The sequence below is a fragment of the Citrobacter sp. R-1.5.2 genome (assembly GCF_035064245.1).
GTDB lineage: Bacteria > Pseudomonadota > Gammaproteobacteria > Enterobacterales > Enterobacteriaceae > Citrobacter.
The window spans coordinates 50,928-67,852 of sequence record NZ_JASEYC010000002.1; the positions used below are offsets into that span (position 1 = coordinate 50,928).

Annotated in this window: 18 protein-coding genes; 16 read left to right on the forward strand and 2 right to left on the reverse strand. The window is 54.4% G+C overall.

Going from position 1 to position 16,925, the window contains the following annotated elements; translation table 11 throughout:
• The first annotated feature begins 2 nt into the window (after positions 1–2).
• The 7 genes from eutH to eutR are packed head-to-tail and all read left to right on the forward strand — an operon-like array spanning position 3 to position 7,237.
• Positions 3–1,235, forward strand: a complete 1,233-nt coding sequence (gene eutH, locus QMN38_RS04250; protein ID WP_003835043.1) for an ethanolamine utilization protein EutH — start codon at positions 3–5, stop codon at positions 1,233–1,235.
• On the forward strand, positions 1,232–2,635 hold the full coding sequence (gene eutA, locus QMN38_RS04255) for an ethanolamine ammonia-lyase reactivating factor EutA (protein ID WP_271448580.1): 1,404 nt from the start codon (positions 1,232–1,234) through the stop codon (positions 2,633–2,635). Before eutH ends, eutA begins: the two co-directional genes overlap by 4 nt.
• An 11-nt stretch (positions 2,636–2,646) precedes the next feature.
• Positions 2,647–4,008, forward strand: coding sequence for an ethanolamine ammonia-lyase subunit alpha (gene eutB / locus QMN38_RS04260; protein ID WP_323604604.1), 1,362 nt, complete (start codon positions 2,647–2,649; stop codon positions 4,006–4,008).
• 20 nt (positions 4,009–4,028) lie between these two features.
• The gene (gene eutC, locus QMN38_RS04265; RefSeq protein WP_271440177.1) at positions 4,029–4,925 is read left to right on the forward strand and encodes an ethanolamine ammonia-lyase subunit EutC; all 897 of its coding nucleotides are present in this window, start codon (positions 4,029–4,031) and stop codon (positions 4,923–4,925) included.
• Positions 4,926–4,934: 9 nt separating this feature from the next.
• Positions 4,935–5,594: an ethanolamine utilization microcompartment protein EutL gene (eutL, locus tag QMN38_RS04270; RefSeq protein WP_198903394.1), complete on the forward strand. Its 660-nt coding sequence runs from the start codon at positions 4,935–4,937 to the stop codon at positions 5,592–5,594.
• Between the two features lie 11 nt (positions 5,595–5,605).
• On the forward strand, positions 5,606–6,136 hold the full coding sequence (eutK, locus tag QMN38_RS04275; protein ID WP_137384737.1) for an ethanolamine utilization microcompartment protein EutK: 531 nt from the start codon (positions 5,606–5,608) through the stop codon (positions 6,134–6,136).
• A gap of 48 nt (positions 6,137–6,184) precedes the next feature.
• Entirely contained in the window at positions 6,185–7,237 is a 1,053-nt protein-coding gene (gene eutR, locus QMN38_RS04280) for an HTH-type transcriptional regulator EutR (RefSeq protein ID WP_061068308.1), read from the forward strand.
• Positions 7,238–7,321: 84 nt separating this feature from the next.
• On the opposite strand, the gene hemF is transcribed toward eutR, so the two are convergent.
• Together hemF and amiA are read right to left on the reverse strand one after the other, a co-directional pair.
• Positions 7,322–8,221, reverse strand: a complete 900-nt coding sequence (gene hemF, locus QMN38_RS04285) for an oxygen-dependent coproporphyrinogen oxidase (protein WP_323604605.1) — start codon at positions 8,219–8,221, stop codon at positions 7,322–7,324.
• A 2-nt stretch (positions 8,222–8,223) separates the two neighbouring features.
• On the reverse strand, positions 8,224–9,093 hold the full coding sequence (amiA, locus tag QMN38_RS04290) for an N-acetylmuramoyl-L-alanine amidase AmiA (RefSeq protein ID WP_137384734.1): 870 nt from the start codon (positions 9,091–9,093) through the stop codon (positions 8,224–8,226).
• Positions 9,094–9,304: 211 nt separating this feature from the next.
• Here amiA and QMN38_RS04295 point away from each other — a divergent pair, with 211 nt between their 5' ends.
• From QMN38_RS04295 to cysA, 9 genes are all read left to right on the forward strand, one after another.
• Positions 9,305–9,730 carry a GNAT family acetyltransferase gene (locus tag QMN38_RS04295; protein WP_048210972.1) on the forward strand — a complete coding sequence of 142 codons (426 nt, stop codon included), beginning with the start codon at positions 9,305–9,307 and terminating at the stop codon, positions 9,728–9,730.
• Positions 9,717–10,166 carry a DUF2919 domain-containing protein gene (locus QMN38_RS04300; RefSeq protein ID WP_323604606.1) on the forward strand — a complete coding sequence of 150 codons (450 nt, stop codon included), beginning with the start codon at positions 9,717–9,719 and terminating at the stop codon, positions 10,164–10,166. The genes QMN38_RS04295 and QMN38_RS04300 overlap by 14 nt, the downstream gene beginning before the upstream one ends.
• Positions 10,167–10,225: 59 nt before the next feature.
• Positions 10,226–10,801: an RpoE-regulated lipoprotein gene (locus tag QMN38_RS04305; RefSeq protein WP_323604607.1), complete on the forward strand. Its 576-nt coding sequence runs from the start codon at positions 10,226–10,228 to the stop codon at positions 10,799–10,801.
• A 93-nt stretch (positions 10,802–10,894) separates the two neighbouring features.
• Complete coding sequence (gene yfeX / locus QMN38_RS04310; RefSeq protein ID WP_271440183.1) at positions 10,895–11,794, forward strand: porphyrinogen peroxidase; 900 nt, start codon at positions 10,895–10,897, stop codon at positions 11,792–11,794.
• 204 nt (positions 11,795–11,998) lie between these two features.
• Complete coding sequence (gene ucpA, locus QMN38_RS04315) at positions 11,999–12,790, forward strand: SDR family oxidoreductase UcpA (protein WP_271440184.1); 792 nt, start codon at positions 11,999–12,001, stop codon at positions 12,788–12,790.
• A gap of 305 nt (positions 12,791–13,095) precedes the next feature.
• Positions 13,096–14,112: a thiosulfate/sulfate ABC transporter substrate-binding protein CysP gene (cysP, locus tag QMN38_RS04320; protein WP_271440185.1), complete on the forward strand. Its 1,017-nt coding sequence runs from the start codon at positions 13,096–13,098 to the stop codon at positions 14,110–14,112.
• On the forward strand, positions 14,113–14,946 hold the full coding sequence (cysT, locus tag QMN38_RS04325; protein WP_003038061.1) for a sulfate/thiosulfate ABC transporter permease CysT: 834 nt from the start codon (positions 14,113–14,115) through the stop codon (positions 14,944–14,946). It begins immediately after the preceding gene.
• Positions 14,946–15,821 carry a sulfate/thiosulfate ABC transporter permease CysW gene (cysW, locus tag QMN38_RS04330; protein WP_271440186.1) on the forward strand — a complete coding sequence of 292 codons (876 nt, stop codon included), beginning with the start codon at positions 14,946–14,948 and terminating at the stop codon, positions 15,819–15,821. Before cysT ends, cysW begins: the two co-directional genes overlap by 1 nt.
• A complete protein-coding gene (gene cysA, locus QMN38_RS04335; protein WP_137384728.1) occupies positions 15,811–16,908 on the forward strand; it encodes a sulfate/thiosulfate ABC transporter ATP-binding protein CysA in 1,098 nt (365 codons plus the stop codon). The genes cysW and cysA overlap by 11 nt, the downstream gene beginning before the upstream one ends.
• The last annotated feature ends 17 nt before the right edge of the window (positions 16,909–16,925 follow it).

The following is a 16,925-nucleotide window of genomic DNA, read 5'->3' on the forward strand; positions in this document are numbered from 1 at the left end:
CTATGGGAATTAACGAAATCATCATGTACATCATGATGTTCTTTATGCTGATTGCCGCCGTGGACAGGATCCTGTCGCAGTTCGGCGGTTCGGCACGCTTCCTCGGTAAGTTCGGTAAGAGTATTGAGGGATCGGGCGGCCAGTTTGAAGAAGGCTTTATGGCGATGGGCGCGTTGGGTCTGGCGATGGTGGGTATGACCGCGCTGGCACCGGTACTGGCGCATGTGCTCGGGCCAGTAATTATTCCGCTGTACGAAATGTTGGGCGCGAACCCGTCGATGTTTGCCGGAACGCTGCTGGCGTGCGATATGGGCGGCTTCTTCCTGGCGAAAGAACTGGCGGGCGGCGACGTTGCGGCGTGGCTGTACTCTGGCCTGATCCTTGGGGCGATGATGGGGCCGACGTTGGTGTTCTCCATTCCGGTTGCGCTGGGGATTATTGAACCGTCTGACCGTCGTTATCTGGCGCTGGGCGTGCTGGCCGGTATCGTCACCATTCCGATTGGTTGTATTGCGGGCGGTTTGATTGCGATGTACTCCGGCGTCGAAATCAACGGGCAGCCGGTGGAGTTCACCTTCGCGCTGATCCTGATGAATATGATCCCGGTGCTGATCGTGGCCGTGCTGGTGGCGCTGGGACTGAAATTTATCCCGGAAAAAATGATCAACGGCTTCCAGATCTTCGCGAAATTCCTGGTGGCACTGATCACCATCGGCCTGGCAGCTGCGGTGGTCAAATTCCTGCTCGGCTGGGAGCTGATCCCGGGTCTTGATCCTATCTTCATGGCTCCGGGCGACAAACCGGGTGAAGTGATGCGCGCCATCGAAGTTATCGGTTCTATTTCCTGCGTGCTGCTCGGTGCGTACCCAATGGTGTTGCTGCTGACTCGTTGGTTTGAAAAACCGCTGATGAGCGTCGGTAACCTGTTAAAAATCAATAATATTGCGGCTGCTGGTATGGTGGCGACGCTGGCGAACAACATCCCAATGTTCGGCATGATGAAGAATATGGATACCCGCGGCAAAGTGATCAACTGCGCCTTTGCGGTCTCCGCGGCCTTCGCGCTGGGTGACCACTTAGGCTTCGCCGCAGCGAACATGAACGCCATGATCTTCCCGATGATTGTCGGCAAGCTGATTGGCGGCGTGACGGCGATTGGTGTGGCTATGCTGTTGGTACCGAAAGATGAAGATGTTCCAGCAGAAGTAGAAACCAACCCGGAGGCGCAATCGTGAATACTCGCCAGCTACTGAGCGTCGGTATCGATATCGGCACCACCACCACTCAGGTGATCTTCTCTCGCCTTGAGCTGGTTAACCGTGCGGCAGTGTCGCAGGTGCCGCGCTACGAATTCATCAAACGCGAAATTAGCTGGCAAAGCCCGGTTTTCTTTACCCCCGTTGATAAGCAGGGCGGGCTGAAAGAGGCCGAACTGAAAGCGCTGATCCTCGCCCAGTATCAGGCGGCGGGTATCGCACCAGAAACCGTCGATTCCGGCGCGATCATCATTACCGGGGAAAGTGCGAAAACCCGCAATGCGCGTCCGGCGGTGATGACGCTCTCCCAGTCGTTGGGTGATTTCGTGGTGGCCAGCGCCGGTCCACATCTGGAATCGGTGATTGCTGGTCATGGTGCGGGTGCCCAGACCCTGTCAGAGCAGAAGTTGTGCCGTGTTCTGAATATCGACATCGGTGGCGGGACGTCGAATTACGTGCTGTTCGACGCGGGGAAAGTCAGCGGTTCAGCCTGCCTGAACGTCGGTGGGCGTCTGCTGGAAACGGACGGCCAGGGGCGCGTGGTTCACGCGCATCAGCCGGGACAGATGATTGTCGATGACGTTTTTGGCCCTGGCACCGATGCGCGTTCGCTTAACGCCACGCAACTGGTTCAGGTGGCGCGACGGATGGCGGCGCTGATTGTGGAAGTGATTGAAGGCACGCTTTCACCACTGGCGCAGGCGCTGATGCAAACCGGTCTGCTGCCTGCGGGCGTGAAACCGGAAGTGATTACGTTGTCCGGCGGGGTGGGCGAATGCTACCGCAACCAACCTGCCGATCCGTTCTGTTTTTCCGACATCGGGCCACTGCTCGCCACGGCGCTGCATGAGCACCCGCGTCTGCGTGAGATGAACGTGCAGTTCCCGGCGCAAACCGTGCGCGCCACGGTGATTGGTGCTGGTGCGCATACGCTGTCGCTTTCGGGCAGCACCATCTGGCTGGAGGGTGTTCAGCTTCCGCTGCGCAATCTGCCGGTGGCGATTCCGGTGGATGAGTCCGATTTGGTTGCTGCCTGGCAACAGGCATTGATGCAGCTCGATCTGGATCCACAAACGGATGCTTATGTGCTTGCGCTGCCCGGTTCGTTACCGGTGCGTTACGCCGCGCTGTTAACGGTGATTGACGCGCTGCTGGCCTTCGTCGCGCGTTATCCGAATCCGCATCCCCTGCTGGTGGTAGCCGAGCAGGATTTTGGTAAAGCCCTGGGCATGCTGTTACGCCCACAGTTACAGCAACACCCGCTGGCAGTCATCGATGAGGTGGTTGTCCGGGCGGGGGACTATATCGACATTGGTACGCCTCTTTTTGGCGGATCGGTTGTGCCGGTGACGGTGAAATCACTCGCATTTCCTTCCTGAGGGAACGACTTATGAAACTAAAGACCACATTGTTCGGCAATGTTTATCAGTTTAAGGATGTAAAAGAGGTGCTGGCAAAAGCCAACGAACTGCGTTCGGGGGATGTGCTGGCAGGAGTGGCCGCAACAAGCTCGCAGGAGCGTGTGGCTGCCAAGCAGGTGTTGTCGGAAATGACGGTGGCGGATATCCGCAATAACCCGGTGATTTCCTATGAAGAAGACTGCGTAACGCGTCTGATTCAGGATGACGTCAACGAAACGGCCTATAACCGCATCAAAAACTGGAGTATCAGTGAGCTGCGTGAGTATGTGCTGAGTGATGAAACTTCTGTCGATGACATTGCGTTTACGCGCAAAGGGTTAACGTCGGAAGTCGTTGCTGCGGTGGCTAAAATCTGTTCCAACGCGGACCTGATCTACGGCGGCAAGAAAATGCCGGTGATCAAAAAGGCGAACACCACCATTGGTCTGCCGGGCACCTTTAGCTGCCGTTTGCAGCCGAACGATACCCGTGACGATGTACAGAGTATCGCCGCTCAGATCTATGAAGGTCTTTCCTTCGGTGCGGGTGATGCGGTCATTGGGGTCAACCCGGTAACGGATGATGTGGAGAACTTAAGCCGCGTCCTCGATACCGTGTATGGCGTAATCGACAAATTTAACATTCCGACCCAGGGTTGCGTACTGGCGCACGTCACCACGCAGATTGAAGCAATTCGTCGCGGCGCGCCGGGCGGGCTGATTTTCCAGAGTATCTGCGGCAGTGAAAAAGGCTTAAAAGAGTTTGGCGTTGAGCTGGCGATGCTGGATGAAGCGCGTGCCGTGGGTGCGGAGTTTAACCGTATCGCCGGGGAAAACTGCCTGTACTTCGAAACCGGGCAAGGGTCTGCGCTTTCTGCTGGCGCTAACTTTGGTGCCGATCAGGTGACGATGGAAGCGCGTAACTACGGGCTGGCGCGTCACTACGATCCGTTCCTGGTGAACACCGTGGTTGGCTTTATCGGACCAGAGTATCTCTACAACGACCGTCAGATTATTCGTGCCGGTCTGGAAGACCACTTCATGGGCAAGCTGAGCGGCATCTCAATGGGCTGTGACTGCTGCTACACCAACCATGCTGATGCTGACCAGAACCTCAACGAAAACCTGATGATTCTGCTCTCCACCGCTGGCTGCAACTACATCATGGGCATGCCGCTCGGTGACGACATCATGCTCAACTACCAGACCACCGCATTCCACGATACCGCGACCGTGCGCCAGTTGCTGAACCTGCGTCCGTCGCCGGAGTTTGAGCGCTGGCTGGAAACCATGGGCATTATGGCAAACGGTCGCCTGACCAAACGGGCGGGCGATCCGTCACTGTTCTTCTGATGACGCGGGGATGACACACGATGGATCAAAAACAGATTGAAGAAATTGTACGCAGCGTAATGGCGTCAATGGGTGAGTCACAGCCGCAGGCTCAGGCACCGTCACCGGAAGCGAAATGCAGCACCACGCAGTGTGCTGCGCCGACAGGTGAAAGCTGTGCGATGGACTTGGGTTCTGCTGAAGCCAAAGCGTGGATTGGCGTTGAAAATCCACACCGTGCGGACGTGTTGACTGAACTGCGTCGCAGTACTGCAGCACGCGTGTGCACCGGTCGTGCCGGTCCTCGCCCGCGTACTCAGGCGTTGTTGCGTTTCCTGGCGGACCATTCGCGTTCGAAAGATACGGTCTTAAAAGAGGTGCCGGAAGAGTGGGTGAAAGCGCAAGGGTTGCTGGAAGTTCGTTCAGAAATCAGTGACAAAAACCTGTATCTGACACGCCCGGATCTGGGGCGTCGTCTGAGTGCGGAAGCCATTGAAGCGTTGAAATCGCAGTGTGTGGCTAACCCGGATGTGCAGGTGATTATCTCTGATGGCCTGTCTACCGATGCGATCACCGCCAACTACGAAGAGATTCTGCCGCCGCTGCTGTCGGGTTTAAAACAAGCCGGGCTGAAGGTCGGTACGCCGTTCTTTGTTCGCTATGGTCGCGTAAAAATCGAAGATCAGATTGGCGAACTGCTGGGGGCGAAAGCGGTGATCCTACTGGTGGGGGAACGTCCGGGCTTAGGCCAGTCGGAGAGCCTTTCCTGCTACGCGGTGTATTCACCGCGCGTGGCGACTACCGTTGAAGCTGACCGCACCTGTATCTCGAACATTCACCAGGGCGGTACGCCTCCGGTAGAAGCGGCTGCGGTAATCGTCGATTTGGCCAAGCGCATGCTGGAGCAGAAAGCATCCGGCATCAATATGACCCGTTAAGGAGGCATCATGCCAGCATTAGATTTGATAAGACCCTCAGTCACCGCGATGCGCGTGATTGCCTCGGTAAATGACGGTTTTGCTCGCGAACTTAAATTACCGCCACATATACGTAGCCTCGGGCTCATCACAGCAGATTCTGATGACGTGGCGTATATTGCCGCAGACGAGGCGACCAAACAGGCGATGGTGGAAGTGGTTTATGGCCGCTCATTGTATGCCGGTGCGGCGCACGGACCTTCTCCCACGGCAGGTGAAGTGCTGATTATGCTCGGCGGGCCGAACCCGGCTGAAGTTCGTGCGGGCCTGGACGCCATGGTTGCCAATATTGAAAGTGGCGCGGCGTTCCAGTGGGCAAATGACGCAGAAAATACCGCCTTCCTGGCGCACGTCGTATCGCGCACGGGTTCGTATCTTTCCGCGACAGCGGGATGTCGACTTGGCGATCCTATGGCTTATCTGGTGGCACCGCCGCTGGAAGCGACATTCGGTATTGATGCTGCACTGAAATCTGCCGATGTACAGCTGGTGACCTACGTTCCACCACCGTCAGAAACCAACTACTCAGCGGCGTTTTTGACCGGTAGTCAGGCCGCCTGTAAAGCCGCGTGTAACGCCTTTGCCGATGCCGTTCTGGATATTGCCCGTAATCCGGTACAACGCGCGTAAGAGAGGTTGTGATGATCAATGCACTGGGATTACTGGAAGTGGATGGCATGGTTGCGGCTGTTGATGCTGCGGACGCCATGCTGAAAGCTGCGAACGTGCGACTGCTTAGCCACGAAGTGCTCGATCCTGGCAGGCTGACGCTGGTGGTGGAAGGCGATCTGGCGGCGTGCCGCGCTGCGCTGGATGCTGGCAGTGCTGCTGCTGCGCGTACAGGCCGTGTTATCAGCCGTAAGGAGATAGGGCGGCCGGATGATGACACCCAGTGGCTGATCGGCGGTTTTAAACGTGCGCCGAAGAAACCCGCACCGAAGCCAGAAATGAAACCAGAAGCCAAAGCGGAAAAGACACAGGAAGCGCCTGTGACATCTGAATCTTCTGATGAGCTCCTGGCGTTATTGGCATCAACCCGTCAAGGAATGACGGCAGGGGAAGTGGCCGCGCACTTTGGCTGGTCACTTGATAAAGCCAGAAATGCGCTGGAACAGCTCTTTTCTGACGGAGCGTTGCGTAAACGCAGTAGTCGCTATCGCTTAAAAAATTAACCTGTCGGAGGGCCGGGGGCTTCATTGAAGCTTCCGGCTTAAAAGATCATGAAAAAGACCCGTACTGCAAACCTGCACCATCTTTATCATGAAGCATTACCCGAAGACGTTAAACTTACGCCGAAGGTGGAGGTGGACAACGTTCACCAACGGCGAACAACAGATGTGTATGAGCATGCCCTGACGATTACTGCCTGGCAGCAGATTTACGATCAACTGCATCCGGGAAAATTTCATGGCGAGTTCACGGAAATCCTGCTTGATGATATTCAGGTGTTCCGTGAATACACCGGTCTTGCGCTGCGCCAGTCATGCCTGGTTTGGCCGAATTCGTTCTGGTTTGGTATTCCGGCTACGCGCGGAGAGCAGGGGTTTATTGGTACGCAATGCCTTGGCAGTGCTGAAATTGCGACCCGCCCAGGCGGAACGGAGTTTGAGCTGAGCACACCGGATGATTACACCATTCTGGGGGTCGTTATCTCTGAAGACACCATTGCGCGTCAGGCTAACTTCCTGCATAACCCGGAAAGGGTGTTGCATATGTTGCGAAATCAGTCGGCGTTAGAAGTAAAAGAACAGCATAAAGCCGCGTTATGGGGCTTTGTGCAACAGGCGCTGGCGACGTTTAGTGAAAATCCCGAGAACCTTCATCAGCCGGCGGTGCGCAAAGTGTTGGGTGATAACCTGCTGCTGGCGATGGGCACTATGCTGGAAGACGCGCAGCCGATTATGACTGCTGAAAGCATCAGCCATCAGAGCTATCGCCGCCTGCTGTCGCGTGCGCGTGAATATGTGCTGGAGAATATGTCAGAGCCGCTGACCGTGCTCGACTTGTGTAACCAGCTACATGTGAGTCGTCGCACGCTGCAAAACGCGTTTCACGCGATCCTCGGTATCGGACCGAATGCCTGGTTAAAACGTATTCGTCTGAATGCCGTGCGCCGGGAGCTTATTAGCCCGTGGTCGCAAAGTGCAACGGTGAAGGACGCTGCGATGCAGTGGGGATTCTGGCATTTAGGGCAGTTTGCTACCGATTACCAGCAGCTGTTTGCAGAAAAACCTTCGTTGACGCTGCATCAGCGTATGCGTCAGTGGGCGTGATGAAAGAATTGTGCCGGATGCGACGCTTTACGTCTTATCCGGCCTACGGGTTGTAGGCCTGATAAGCGTAGCGCCATCAGGCAATTACACCCAGTCGCGGACCTGAATAAATTCGCTAAGGGCGGCTTCCGGGCTGTTCGCTTCCGGCTGCCAGTCATACTCCCAGCGCACCAGCGGCGGCATTGACATCAGAATCGATTCGGTGCGCCCGCCGGTCTGCAGACCGAACAACGTGCCTCTGTCCCACACCAGATTAAATTCCACATAGCGTCCGCGACGATAAAGCTGGAAATTGCGCTCGCGCTCGCCCCAGATCATCGCTTTGCGGCGTTCGACGATCGGCAGATACGCCTCGGTGTAACCTTGCCCGACCGCCTGCATAAAGGCGAAGCAGTGGTCGAAATCTGGCGTATTCAAGTCATCAAAAAACAGCCCACCAATGCCGCGCTGCTCGTTACGGTGCTTCAGAAAGAAGTAGTCGTCGCACCATTTTTTGTAACGCGGGTACACGTCATCACCAAACGGTTGGCAGAGTTCAAGCGCGGTGCGATGCCAGTGAACGGCATCTTCTTCAAAACCATAGTAGGGCGTTAAATCAAAGCCACCGCCAAACCACCATACTGGATCGGCACCCGGTTTTTCGGCGATAAAAAAACGCACGTTGGCATGGCTGGTAGGGATGTACGGATTCTGCGGATGCACGACCAGCGAGACACCCATCGCCTCAAAGCTGCGCCCGGCAAGCTCTGGCCGATGTGCGGTAGCAGAGGCTGGCATTGCGTCACCGTGTACGTGGGAGAAATTCACCCCCGCTTGTTCAAAGATACCGCCGTTACGTAGCACCCGGCTACGACCGCCGCCGCCCGCTTCACGCTGCCAGTTATCTTCAACAAACGTTGCACCATCGATGGCAGATAACTGTTGGCAAATATTATCCTGCAGACTCAGCAGGAACTGTTTAACGCGCTGTGCATCGGGCTTCATGATTAACGTTTCTTCGAATGTGCTTTCTGATTATCAAACCAGTGGAAATAGCTGATGATGCCATTGGCGATAGCGGTGGCGATTTTCTGGCGAAATGCCGTTGTGCCCAGCAACCGTTCTTCTTCCGGGTTGGTGATGAATGACGTTTCGACCAGTACCGAAGGAATTGACGGTGATTTTAGTACCACGAACGCGGCTTGTTCCGTGCTGCGACTGTGCAAACGGTGTACCGGCTTGATTTTCTTAAGAATGTGCGAACCGAGCGTCAGGCTGTTTTTAATGGTGTCGGTTTGTACCAAATCGAACAGTACCTGCTGCAATAAATGGTCTTTATCGGTGGCCTTTTTACCTGCGACTTCATCGGCACGGTTTTCACGATCGGACAGGTACTTCGCCATGGCGCTACTGGCACCGCGATTGGACAGGGCGAAGACCGATGCCCCCGCCGCGCTCGGATTGGTGAAGCCGTCGGCGTGAATCGACATAAACAGATCGGCACCGTGCTTGTGGGCAATCTCAACGCGATCGTACAGTGGAATGAAGGTATCGCCAGAGCGGGTCAGGCGTGCATCAATTCCTTCATTGCGCAGAATCGAGCGTACATTCTTGGCAATCGCCAGCACCACGTGTTTTTCTTTCGAGCCGTTGCGGCCAATTGCCCCGGTATCAATACCACCGTGTCCTGGGTCAAGAACAACAACACGCTTAGCACCCGCTTTTTTGGCTTTCGGTTTGCTGTGACCATTACTGGTCTTTAGCGTTTCTTCCTTTGCGATGGCTTGCGACATGCCGGACAGCGTCAGGGCTGCCAGCCCAGCTTTCAGCACCTGGCGGCGCGATGTGAGAGTTTTTAGTGGTTTAAAAGTGCTCATACGGCCTGAGTTGTAAAAAAAGGTTCCAGACGTTATATCGTATCGCGTAGTCCGTTGCGACGGATCGGGATAAGAATTGTTTTACTTTTCATTTCAATACGTGACAATTCCGTATTATGCCATTTTTTCCGTCGCTTCGCGTCAGATATTGGCTAAATCAGTGGTTCGCGCCATAATCGCTTTTTAACGTCCTGAAAAGGAAACTAATACCATGGAAATACGCGTATTTCGCCAGGAAGATTTCGAAGAGGTGATCACCCTCTGGGAGCGCTGTGATCTGCTGCGTCCATGGAATGATCCGGAAATGGACATTGAGCGCAAAGTCAATCATGACGTCAGCTTGTTTCTGGTCGCAGAAGTGAACGGTGAAGTTGTCGGCACAGTGATGGGGGGCTATGACGGTCATCGTGGTTCCGCTTATTACCTTGGCGTGCATCCTGAGTTCAGGGGGCGTGGTATTGCTAATGCGCTGCTGAACCGACTGGAGAAAAAGCTCATTGCCCGTGGTTGTCCAAAGATTCAAATCATGGTGCGTGACGATAATGACGTTGTGCTGGGTATGTATGAGCGTTTGGGCTATGAACATACCGATGTACTCCATCTGGGTAAACGTTTAATCGAAGATGAAGAGTACTGAGTTCCATCCCGCCGACTATGACGGTCATGGGCGTCTGCGCCTGCCATTTCTGTTCTGGTGCGTGCTGCTGCTCCAGGCGCGTACCTGGGTGTTGTTTGTGATTGCGGGTTCTTCCCGCGATCAAGGCAACACGTTGCTGAATTTGTTTTATCCCGATCATGATGCGTTCTGGCTGGGGTTACTTCCCGGCGTTCCGGCCGTGCTGGCGTTTTTACTCAGCGGGCGGCGTTCCGCGTTTCCCGTTTTATGGCACAGGCTGCGCGGATTACTGATTCTGGCTCAACTGGTGCTGCTCGGCTGGCAGCCGATGCTGTGGTTGGCAGGCGATCCGGTCAACGGCGTCGGGCTGACGCTGCTGGTGGCGGATATCGTCGCGCTGGTCTGGCTGTTAACCAATCAACGTTTGCGCGTCTGTTTTTCCCCCGAGAAAGAATAACGGCACTTTTTAGTGAAACCGGACTCAAAGCAGCGTTGATAAATATGGAAGGAAGTGAAATGAAATCACTGCGTTTGACGTTATGCGCGATACCGCTGGTGCTGACCGGGTGTTCAACCCTCTCATCGGTGAACTGGTCCGCCGCTAATCCGTGGAACTGGTTTGGTTCTTCGACCGAGGTCACTGAGCAAGGCGTGGGAAAACTCACGGGCGCGACAACACTGGAAGAAAAGACCATTGCTGATGCGCTGGATGGCGATTATCGCCTGCGTAGTGGGATGAAAACCAATAACGGCAATGTCGTGCGCTTTTTTGAGGTGATGAAAGGTGACAAGCTGGCAATGGTGATCAATGGCGACCAGGGAACGATCGGTCGCATTGATGTCCTGGACAGCGATATTTCATCAGACGCGGGTGTTGAAATCGGTACACCGTTTAGCGACCTTTACACTAAAGCCTTCGGTAATTGTCAGAAAGCAACCGGTGATGATAGCGAGAACGTTGAATGTAAAGCTGAAGGAAGTCAGCACATTAGCTATATTTTTTCCGGTGACTGGAGCGGCCCTGAAGGCATAATGCCGTCTGACGATACGCTACAAGAGTGGAAAGTCAGCAAAATTATCTGGCGGCGTTAATTTGCGTCTGAACAAATCGACTGACTAAAAAAACAGGTAGAATAACGCCCATCAATGCCACGATGTCGTGGCAGCTTTTTTTCAGGAGGAACAATGTCTCAGGTTCAGAGTGGCATTTTGCCAGAACATTGCCGTGCGGCGATTTGGATTGAAGCCAATGTTAAAGGCGACGTTGAGGCCTTGCGTGCGGCCAGCAAAACCTTTGCCGATAAACTGGCGACCTTTGAAGCGAAATTCCCGGATGCGCATCTGGGCGCGGTAGTCGCTTTTGGCAACAACACCTGGCGCACACTGAGCGGCGGCGTGGGCGCGGAAGAGCTGAAGGACTTCATCCCTTACGGTAAAGGTCTGGCTCCGGCGACCCAGTATGACGTACTGATCCATATTCTCTCGCTGCGCCATGACGTGAACTTCTCCGTTGCGCAGGCAGCCATGGAAGCGTTTGGCGACTGCATTGATGTCAAAGAAGAGATCCACGGTTTCCGTTGGGTGGAAGAGCGTGACCTCAGTGGCTTTGTTGATGGTACGGAAAACCCGGCGGGTGAAGAAACGCGTCGTGAAGTCGCTGTTATCAAAGATGGCATCGATGCTGGCGGCAGCTATGTATTCGTGCAGCGTTGGGAACATAACCTGAAGCAACTGAACCGCATGAGTATTCACGATCAGGAAATGATGATTGGCCGCACCAAGGAAGCCAACGAAGAGATCGATGGTGACGATCGTCCGGTAACATCCCACCTGAGCCGTGTGGATCTGAAAGAAGATGGCAAGGGCCTGAAAATTGTTCGTCAGAGCCTGCCGTACGGTACAGCCAGCGGTACGCATGGTCTCTATTTCTGCGCGTACTGTGCGCGTCTGCACAATATTGAGCAGCAACTGCTGAGCATGTTTGGTGATACCGACGGCAAACGTGACGCGATGCTGCGCTTTACCAAACCGGTCACCGGTGGCTATTACTTTGCACCGTCGCTGGATCGACTGATGGCGCTGTAATCCCGGTATTGCCTGGTGGCGCTAACGCTTACCGGGCCTACCGCGTTCTTATCTGTCATCAAATTGAAAATCCCCGCCCGACGGGGATTTTTTTTACCTGAAATTAACCTGATTTAGTGAGCTATTCCTCAGCATGAATTTGTTAATGCTGTATCTTCTGCGTGAATGAAGCGAAGGCTTCATATTCAAAAGGAGAATATTGAAATGGGAAAACTCACGGGCAAAACAGCATTGATTACGGGCGCATCTCAGGGTATTGGCGAGGGGATCGCCAGAACGTTTGCCCGCCATGGCGCGAACTTAATCCTGCTGGATATCTCCGATGAGATTGAAAAGCTGGCGGATGAACTGGCTGGGCGCGGGCATCGCTGCACAGCGGTTCACGCAGACGTCAGAGATTTTGCGTCAGTCACGGAAGCGGTAAAACGCGCGAAGAAAATTGAAGGCAAAATCGACATTCTGGTCAACAATGCCGGCGTATGTCGCCTTGGCAACTTCCTTGAAATGAGCGATGAAGATCGCGACTTCCACATTGATGTCAACATTAAAGGCGTCTGGAACGTGACGAAGGCCGTTCTGCCGGAGATGATTGCGCGCAAAGACGGGCGCATCGTGATGATGTCATCGGTAACAGGCGATATGGTGGCCGACCCGGGCGAAACGGCGTATGCGCTGTCGAAAGCCGCTATTATCGGCTTAACTAAGTCCCTGGCGGTTGAATACGCGCAATCGGGGATTCGTGTAAATGCAATTTGCCCAGGCTACGTTCGTACGCCAATGGCGGAAAGTATTGCACGTCAGTCTAACCCGGACGATCCTGAATCGGTTTTAGTCGACATGGCGAAAGCGATTCCAATGCGCCGTCTGGCCTGCCCGCTTGAAGTGGGTGAACTGGCGGCGTTCCTGGCGTCGGATGAATCCAGCTACTTAACTGGCACGCAAAACGTGATTGATGGCGGCAGCACACTGCCGGAAAGCGTTAGCGTCGGCATCTGATTGATGCCTGTCTCCTCCCTGGTGAACCTGGGGAGGAGGTACCCCTTAGAGCTAGCCCATTAGGCTATTTTATTCGCCAGTTTGGCCCTGGGCAGTGCTCAAAATCCTCACGTACTTCGTGTACGCTCCGGTTTTTCCGCGCTGTCCGTGTCCAAACTGCCTGCAACAATTACACCTACTGGGATAAGCTCTTATTCTCTTTTCAACTTTCAAATCATCAAACGGTATATAAAACCGTTACTCCTTTAGTGCCGGTTATAAATATGATGACCATAAGAAAGTCATTAAATTTATAAGGGTGCGCAATGGCCGTTAACTTACTGAAAAAAAGAACCCTGACGCTGGCGGCGCTGCTGTTGCTGGTGGGGCAGGCGCAGGCAACAGAGCTGTTGAACAGCTCATACGATGTGTCTCGCGAGCTGTTTGCCGCCCTTAATCCCCCGTTTGAACAGCAATGGGCGAAGGATAACGGCGGCGATAAACTGACGATAAAACAATCTCATGCCGGGTCATCAAAACAGGCGCTGGCGATTTTACAGGGACTGAAAGCCGATGTGGTGACCTATAACCAGGTGACCGACGTGCAAATCCTGCACGACAAAGGCAAGTTGATCCCGGCCGACTGGCAAACTCGCCTGCCGAACAACAGTTCACCGTTCTATTCCACAATGGGATTCCTGGTGCGTAAAGGAAACCCTAAAAATATTCACGACTGGAATGACCTTGTTCGTTCTGACGTCAAGCTTATCTTCCCTAACCCGAAAACGTCCGGGAATGCGCGCTACACCTATTTAGCGGCGTGGGGCGCTGCGGATAAAGCAGACGGCGGCGATAAAGCCAAAACCGAACAGTTCATGACCCAGTTCCTGCAAAATGTCGAAGTGTTTGATACCGGCGGCCGTGGCGCGACCACCACTTTTGCCGAGCGCGGGCTCGGTGACGTATTGATCAGCTTCGAGTCGGAAGTGAATAACATTCGCAAGCAGTATGAAGCGCAGGGTTTTGAGGTTGTTATTCCGAAAACCAATATTCTTGCCGAGTTCCCGGTTGCCTGGGTAGATAAGAATGTGCAGGCCAACGGGACAGAGAAAGCGGCTAAAGCCTATCTGAACTGGCTGTACAGCCCGCAGGCACAAACCATCATCACCGACTATTACTACCGTGTGAATAACCCACAGGTCATGGACAAGCTGCAAGATAAATTCCCGCAGACTGAATTGTTCCGCGTAGAAGACAAGTTCGGCTCCTGGCCTGAAGTGATGAAAACACACTTTGTCAGCGGCGGTGAGCTGGACAAACTGTTGGCGGCGGGGCGCAAGTAAATGTTTGCTGTTTCTTCCCGACGCGTGCTGCCCGGCTTTACCTTAAGTCTGGGTACCAGCTTACTGTTTGTGTGCCTGATATTGCTGTTACCGCTTAGTGCGCTGGTAATGCAACTGGCGCAAATGAGCTGGGCGCAATATTGGGATGTGATCACTAACCCGCAGGTCGTGGCGGCCTATAAAGTCACGCTGCTGTCAGCATTTGTGGCGTCGATTTTTAACGGCGTGTTTGGTCTGTTGATGGCGTGGATCTTAACCCGCTATCGTTTTCCGGGCCGCACGCTGCTGGATGCGCTGATGGACCTGCCGTTTGCGCTGCCTACGGCGGTAGCGGGTCTGACGCTGGCGTCACTGTTTTCGGTCAACGGTTTCTACGGCGAATGGCTGGCGAAACTGGATATTAAGGTCACTTACACCTGGCTGGGTATCGCGGTGGCAATGGCCTTTACCAGCATTCCGTTTGTGGTACGTACCGTACAGCCGGTGCTGGAAGAGTTAGGTCCGGAGTATGAAGAAGCGGCGGAGACGCTGGGTGCTACGCGTTGGCAGAGTTTCCGCAAAGTGGTGCTGCCGGAGCTGTCTCCTGCGCTGGTGGCGGGCGTGGCGCTGTCGTTCACCCGTAGTTTAGGCGAATTTGGCGCAGTTATCTTTATCGCCGGGAATATTGCGTGGAAAACGGAAGTCACCTCACTGATGATTTTTGTTCGCTTGCAGGAGTTTGACTACCCAGCCGCTAGTGCGATTGCGTCAGTAATCCTTGGGGCTTCGTTGTTGCTGCTGTTTTCGATTAACACCCTGCAGAGTCGCTTTGGTCGACGCGTGGTAGGTCACTGATGGCAGACATTACCCAATTGAAACACTATGGGGCGCCCCGCATCAACTGGGGTAAATGGTTTCTGATTGGCACGGGCATGCTGGTGTCCGCGTTTATTTTGCTGGTGCCGATGATCTATATCTTCGTGCAGGCATTCAGTAAGGGGTTACTGCCGGTATTACAGAATCTGGCTAACCCGGACATGCTGCATGCCATCTGGCTTACGGTGTTGATTGCACTGATCGCAGTGCCGGTGAACCTGGTGTTTGGTGTCTTGCTGGCCTGGCTGGTGACCCGCTTTAACTTTCCAGGCCGCCAGCTGTTGCTGACGCTACTGGATATTCCGTTTGCTGTCTCGCCGGTGGTCGCCGGTCTGGTCTATCTGCTGTTTTACGGCTCTAACGGCCCACTCGGCGGTTGGCTGGATGAACATAACCTGCAAATCATGTTTGCCTGGCCAGGCATGGTGCTGGTTACGGTCTTTGTAACCTGTCCGTTTGTGGTGCGCGAACTGGTGCCGGTGATGTTAAGCCAGGGCAGTAATGAAGATGAAGCGGCTGTGCTGCTTGGCGCGTCCGGCTGGCAGATGTTCCGTCGCGTGACGTTACCGAATATCCGTTGGGCATTGCTGTACGGTGTGGTGTTGACCAATGCCCGTGCGATTGGTGAGTTTGGTGCGGTGTCGGTGGTGTCTGGTTCGATTCGCGGCGAAACCTTGTCATTGCCATTGCAGATTGAATTACTGGAGCAGGATTACAACACTGTCGGCTCCTTTACCGCAGCGGCGTTGTTAACGCTGATGGCGATTATTACCCTGTTTTTGAAGAGCATGCTGCAATGGCGCCTGGAGAACCAGGAAAAACGCGCGCAGCAGGAGGAAAATCATGAGCATTGAGATTGCCAATATTAAGAAGTCTTTTGGTCGCACCCAGGTGCTGAACGATATCTCGCTGGATATTCCTTCAGGTCAGATGGTCGCGCTGCTGGGACCCTCCGGTTCGGGTAAAACCACGCTGCTGCGAATTATTGCCGGGCTGGAGCATCAGTCCAGCGGGCATATTCGCTTTCATGGTACTGACGTCAGTCGCTTACATGCGCGTGATCGTAAAGTTGGCTTCGTCTTTCAGCATTATGCGCTGTTTCGCCATATGACCGTTTTCGACAATATCGCCTTTGGGCTGACGGTCTTACCGCGTCGCGAGCGTCCAAACGCGGCGGCCATTAAGGCGAAAGTCACCAAATTGCTGGAGATGGTGCAGCTTGCCCATCTGGCGGATCGTTTTCCGGCGCAGCTTTCCGGCGGGCAAAAACAGCGTGTGGCGCTGGCACGAGCGTTAGCGGTGGAACCGCAGATCCTGCTACTCGATGAGCCGTTTGGTGCACTTGATGCTCAGGTGCGTAAAGAGTTGCGTCGTTGGTTGCGTCAGTTGCACGAAGAACTGAAATTTACCAGCGTGTTTGTTACCCACGATCAGGAAGAGGCGACGGAAGTGGCCGATCGCGTGGTGGTAATGAGCCAGGGACATATTGAACAAGCCGATGCGCCGGACCAGGTCTGGCGTGAACCGGCAACCCGCTTTGTACTGGAATTTATGGGTGAGGTTAACCGCCTGCAGGGGACGATTCGTGGCGGACAGTTCCATGTTGGCGCACACCGTTGGCCATTGGGCTATACGCCAGCGTATCAAGGGCCGGTTGATCTGTTCCTGCGTCCGTGGGAAGTGGATGTGAGCCGTCGTACCAGCCTGGATTCCCCGTTGCCGGTACAGGTGCTGGAAGCCAGCCCGAAAGGTCACTACACCCAATTAGTTGTGCAACCACTGGGGTGGTATAACGAACCGCTGACAGTGGTCATGCAGGGAGACGATTCCCCTGCTCGTGGCGAACGCCTGTTTGTTGGGCTGCAAAATGCACGTCTGTACAACGGTGACCAGCGCATTGAAACGCGTGAAGCGGAACTTGCCCTGGCGCAATCGGCCTGATAGGTTAATTCGCATAG